The organism is Catenulispora rubra (genome assembly GCF_015356825.1).
Classification (GTDB): domain Bacteria; phylum Actinomycetota; class Actinomycetes; order Streptomycetales; family Catenulisporaceae; genus Catenulispora; species Catenulispora rubra.
In genome coordinates, this window is sequence record NZ_JAACYW010000475.1 from 1 (window position 1) to 5,331 (window position 5,331).

The following is a 5,331-nucleotide window of genomic DNA, read 5'->3' on the forward strand; positions in this document are numbered from 1 at the left end:
GCGCTGGAGCACCTGGAGACCGTCGCAGCCCTCTACCGCGCCCCGCGCCGCGCATCGCTCCTCATCAACGGTCGAGCCACCATAGCGTGGCCGCGCTGGAACCATTTCCCAGCCATCGCCCCGCACCCCCTCGAAGTCCTTTATCTGTATTCTGATCCTCCTTTGGTCCGCACGCCAGGAATGTCGCGCACGTCATTCTTCGGATGGCGGCGATTCCGGTTTGACGCCGCAATGTGGGGCGCCAAGGATGCCGCTGTGAGTGATGAGATCGAGAACTTCGTGGACGTTCCGGGCGGCTTCCTGTGCCCGGGGAGCGAACCGTACAGCGAGATCGAGGACATCGCGGCTGTGATGGACGCCGCCGGCGTGCGTTCAGCAGTGCTGGTGGGCGTCTCCGACGGAGCGCGGCGCGTGCTCGCGTTCGCGCACCGGTACCCGGAAAGGACCAGCCGGGGTGTCGTGGTGGGTGGCACGTTCGGCGACTTTCCGGATCCCAGCCCGCAGGAAGCGACCGCACGGCAGGAGATGAAGCAGCATTTCGCACGTCGCGAGGAAACCCTGACAGCGCTACCTGCGCGAGGTGCTCGGATAGCACCTCGCGCGCCGGCGCCAACCTCGCGGGTCCGACTTGGCTACTCGTCCGGCGGCCGCCGACGAGGACGCTCCTGACGCGCCCGAGCAAGCTGGTACCCGGCCTGGAACCGTGTCTGCGCCCCCAGTTTCCGCATCAGGTGGCGGATCCGCCGGTGCACCGTACTGGCGCTCACGCCGAGGGTGCGCTGGATGACGTCGTCGCCGAGGCCGGCGGCAAGCAGGCGGACGAGTTGTTCCTCGCGCGCGTCGGTGGTCACCGGGTGGGCAGCGTCGATCGTGATCGGGATCGCCTGCTGCCAGTAGGCCTCGAACAGGGCACTGAGAGCGTCGAGCAGAGGTGATCTGTGCACGATGATGACCGACAGCGGGCCGGCGGGGTCGGACTGGGTCGCGAGCGTGGCCGTGGTGTCGTCGTACAGGACCATCTTCGCCGGCAGTTCCGGCAGCACGCGGGCCTGTTCGCCGGCGGCGATTCCGGCCTCGATGTCGGCCCAGCGGCCGGGCATGTCCACGGCGGCCTGCGCGTAGATCGCGCGGCAGACGACGCCTTCGGACAGCCGCTCCAGTTCCTCGGCGTTCGGCTCGGTCGTGGGGTCCTTGTAGTACGGCGGACGGTCGAAGCCGCGCACCTGGTGCTTCGCCGTGCGCATCAGCTGGTTCCAGCGGCGCACGAACGCCGTCTCGGAGTTGAGGATTTCGATGAAGTCCGCGGACGCGGTCTGATCCGAGGCGACCCAGAGCTGTTCCATCAGGGCCGGTACGGCCTGCCGGACATGCTCGGCCTGGTCGATGCGGGCCCGCGCCAGACCTTCGAGCGCCACGTCCGGGGCCACCGCCAGGTAGCGCTCCGGCGACCCGGCGAGTTTGGTGGCGAGCCCGGCGTCGAGCAGGCCGGCGACGACGGCGACCGTGCCCTCGCGGTCGCGGTCGGGATGCGCGGCGGCGATCTCGTCCATCGCCCGGGGAGGCCGGGCCAGCATGCCCAGATAGATCTCCTCCTGCTCCACCGTCAGGCCGATTCCCTCAAGCACGAACGCCTCCTTGGGGCTGTGCGCCGCCGGCGGACAGAGTGCTGACGAATTCCTTGCAATGACCGGAACTCGTCAGCTTCGGACCTTACCCATGGATGAACTCTTCGACAACATACGAATGTCGATAACCCCCCGATGCCCGAAGGTCGGTCCGAATGCCAAGACCCCACAGCAGAAACGCCCTTCTCACCATCTCCGCACTGACGTCCCTAGCGCTTTTCGCAGGGTTCGATACCGCCACCGCGGCCTCCGAGACGACAGTGACCGGGACAGCGACCCGGACAGTGACCGGCGCAGCGACCGGAGCAGTGACCGGCGCATCAGTGCAGCACAGCGCCTCGCCGTCCACCGTCACCCTCCCCGGCGGCGACCTCGTCGTGTATCAGGGAGCGAACGGACAGCGCACGTTCAACGTCGTCGGGCCGGACGGTCGCAACGCGCAGTACCTCAAAATCGATCCGGGTAACGGTCACGTTTACGTCCTGCCCACAAAGGCACTGTCCACAAAGTCTTTGGACATTTCTCAGTACGACGTGCCGCAGTTGTCCCGCTCCACAACACCCGCATCAGCACCGACGACTCAGATCTCGCCACGTTTTCCCCTGCACATCCTTCAGATCAACGCCAATGACCTGACCGGGGCTCCCGCCCAGAACGCCCTCAGCATCGTGATGAACGTCGACTCGTTCGGGAAGTTCTTCGCCTCGGTCCCGGACAACGGCGGCGTGGCCCGCCTGGCGGTCCCGGCCGGGAACTACGCGATCTACACCGGGTTCGTCGACACCGACGCAAACGGGAACGCCACCGCGACCCGCCTGGTGCAGCAAGAAGACCTGGTGGTCCCGGACGCAGGCGGCGCGGTGACCGTCACCGCCGCCGAGAGTGCCGCCAGCGCCCGGGTCACCGCTGCCACGCCGCGGCCGACGGTCACCGACGACACAGCCCTGAACATCGCCCGCTCCGACACGGCCGGCTTCACCGCCGGGATCCAGGGCGCCGGGCCCGGCGCGTTCTTCATCTCCCCCGAGGCGACACCCAAGGTCGGAAAGTTCAGCTACCAGGTGTCCTGGGCCGGGGAAAGCCCGCCCGACGCCACCTCCCACTACCGCTACGACCTCGCCTATCCGCCGGTCGACAACGTCCCGGCGAACGAGGACTTCCCGGTGGCGGCGAACGCGATCGCCACGCTCCACAACACGTTCGACACCGACGCCGCCAACCCCGCGCACACCGGCATGTACCAGATCGGCGCCCTCAACCCTCAGGTCGGCGGCCGCGCCCCGACCTACCGGATATCAGTGCCCGAGGACCTGACCGACTACCTCAGCGCTCCGCTGCCGGCCGGCTTCGCCTGGCTGCACTTCTACCAGCCCGAGGTGTTCACGCAGTCCGAGGACTGGGGCCTGTTCTTCTACCCGGCCAGCGTGGAGAGCTTCGCCGCCGGCAAGACCTACTGGCACACCTGGGCGCAGGGGCCGCTGACTCCCCAAGTCGGCCAGTTCACCGGCGCCAACAACTGCTACATCTGCGCGGCCGACGGAAACCTGTCCGTCGCCTTCGACATGGCCGACGACAGCAGCGGACAGTCCCGAGGCTGGTACGGTCTCGGCGCGTACCCTCCGAGCATCCCGGTCACGCAGAACTTCACCTTGTACCGCGACGGACAACAGATCTACAGCGGACCCGAAGAGAACGGGGCGCTGCTGAACGGCGTCCCGCAACAAACCGGCACCTACCGCGCGGTGTTCGACGTGGACGCCAGCGGGCTCCCGGAGATATCGCAGTCCACGAAGACGCACACGGACCTGTCCTTCGTCTACCACCCCGCCGGCGACCCGCACTCGAGCCTGCCGGGCGAGGACTACTGCTGGGCGTCGCAGGCGAACCCGACCTCGTGCCAGATCCTGCCGCTGCTGAACCTGAACTACCGGCTGAACACCGACGCCACCAACACCAGCCACGGCCTGTCGATCCTGGACCTGACCGTCGGGCATGCAAGCTTCGACGGGCAGGGCTCGCATGCCCCGGCCGCCTCGGCGAAGGTCGAGATCTCCTTCAACCGCGGCACCACCTGGACTCCGGCGCTCACCATTCCGACCGCGCACAACCACTACCTGGCGCTGTGGGCCGACACCGGGGCCAAGGGCAGCACGCCGTGGCTGCGGGTCACTGCGACCGACACGGTCGGTGGCTCAATCACGCAGACCACTGACAACGCTTACACCATCGGCTGAGGGGAGGGGAATCATGAGCCTGATATCGAAGTCCCGTTACCGGGTGGCCGTGGCCTGCATGGCGGTCCTGACCGCGTCCGGTGCGGTCTCGGCGATCGCTGGGACCGCCAACGCGGCGCCGGCAACCGCGCGCGCCGCCGCGCCGACCGTCCGTGACGTGTGCGGTGCCGCCAAGCCCGGATACGCCCGCTGCATGGCCGAAGTACGCACCGACGTCCACGGCAGACATGCCGCCGCGCTGCCGCAGGGCTTCGGCCCGGCCGACCTGCAAGCCGCCTACAAGCTGCCGGCCACCGGCGGCGCGAATCAGACCATTGCGATCGTCGACGCCGGCGACGACCCGACGGCCGAGTCCGACCTCGCGGCCTACCGCTCCACCTACGGCCTGCCCGCCTGCACCACCGCCAACGGCTGCTTCCGGAAGGTGAACCAGAGCGGCACCACCTCGCCGACGCCGCCGGACCAGGGGTGGGGCATCGAGATCTCGCTGGACGTGGACATGGTGTCCGCGTCCTGTCCGCAGTGCCACATCCTGCTGGTCGAGGGGACCACTCCCACGTCCCGGGACCTGGCCGCCTCCGTCGACACCGCGGTCCGGCTCGGGGCGACCGAGGTCTCCAACAGCTACGGCGCCACCGAGGGCAACGGCATCCAGGCCTGGGCCGCGGACTACGCGCACCCCGGCGTGGCGATCTTCGCGTCCTCCGGCGACAGCGGCTACCAGATCGCCACGGTCCCGGCCGCGTACAGCACGGTGGTCTCGGTCGGCGGCACCTCGCTGACCAAGGACTCCAGCGCCCGCGGCTGGTCGGAGCAGGCCTGGATCGGGGCCGGCAGCGGCTGTTCGGCCTGGATCGACAAGCCGGCCTGGCAGACCGACGCCAACTGTCCCGGCCGCATGGTCGCCGACGTCTCGGCCGACGCCGACCCGAACACCGGCCCCGCGGTCTACGACACCGACCCCAACGACGGCACCCCCGGCTGGCTCATCGTCGGCGGCACCAGCGCCTCCTCCCCGTTCCTGGCGGGCGTGGTCGCGCAGGCCGGGAACCCGGCGAAGTTCCCCAACGCCTCGGCGCTGTACGCGCCGTCGGCAGCGCCCGGACTCAACGACGTGGTGTCCGGCCACACCGCCGGGCAGAACTGCGGCGGGGACTACCAGTGCAACGCCGGACCCGGATACGACGGCCCGACCGGAATGGGGACGCCGAACGGGCTGTCAGCCTTCTGACGCTTCAACGCCGGGCCCCGTGGTCAACGGCCACGGGGCCCGGCGGTTGTGGTCACATTCCCCCATCGAACTCGTGAGCGGTGCTTCGCGCAGGTGACATCCGCCGGTGGGATGGTAAGGGCTCGCAGAGGATTAACCCGTAGCCTTCGGGTCTGGGGATCGTTGTTGTGGTATGGGCATATCTGTGGAGGAGTTCGCGGCGGGGCTGGCCGACAAGTACCTGGTGTTGTTTCCGCATCTG

The 5,331-nt window shown here is 68.7% G+C and carries 4 protein-coding genes; 3 read left to right on the forward strand and 1 reads right to left on the reverse strand.

The window, feature by feature from the left end:
* Positions 1–669: alpha/beta fold hydrolase (locus GWK61_RS52530; RefSeq protein WP_194921764.1), on the forward strand; the 669-nt coding region annotated here is incomplete at its 5' end.
* Here the strand turns inward: GWK61_RS52530 and GWK61_RS60385 are convergent.
* Positions 633–1,625, reverse strand: a complete 993-nt coding sequence (locus GWK61_RS60385) for a LuxR C-terminal-related transcriptional regulator (protein ID WP_194921765.1) — start codon at positions 1,623–1,625, stop codon at positions 633–635. The two genes, GWK61_RS52530 and GWK61_RS60385, sit on opposite strands and share 37 nt — an antisense overlap.
* Positions 1,626–1,933: 308 nt before the next feature.
* Between GWK61_RS60385 and GWK61_RS52540 the strand changes: the two genes are divergently transcribed.
* Both GWK61_RS52540 and GWK61_RS52545 read left to right on the forward strand, forming a co-directional pair.
* Positions 1,934–3,859, forward strand: coding sequence for a hypothetical protein (locus tag GWK61_RS52540; protein ID WP_194921766.1), 1,926 nt, complete (start codon positions 1,934–1,936; stop codon positions 3,857–3,859).
* 13 nt (positions 3,860–3,872) lie between these two features.
* The gene (locus GWK61_RS52545; RefSeq protein ID WP_194921767.1) at positions 3,873–5,090 is read left to right on the forward strand and encodes a S53 family peptidase; all 1,218 of its coding nucleotides are present in this window, start codon (positions 3,873–3,875) and stop codon (positions 5,088–5,090) included.
* Positions 5,091–5,331 lie beyond the last annotated feature (241 nt).

What these genes read in the sequence shown, in the direction of transcription:
- GWK61_RS52545 (WP_194921767.1), top strand. Translation starts at nt 3,873, where the DNA reads ATGAGCCTGATATCGAAGTCCCGTTACCGGGTGGCCGTGGCCTGCATG.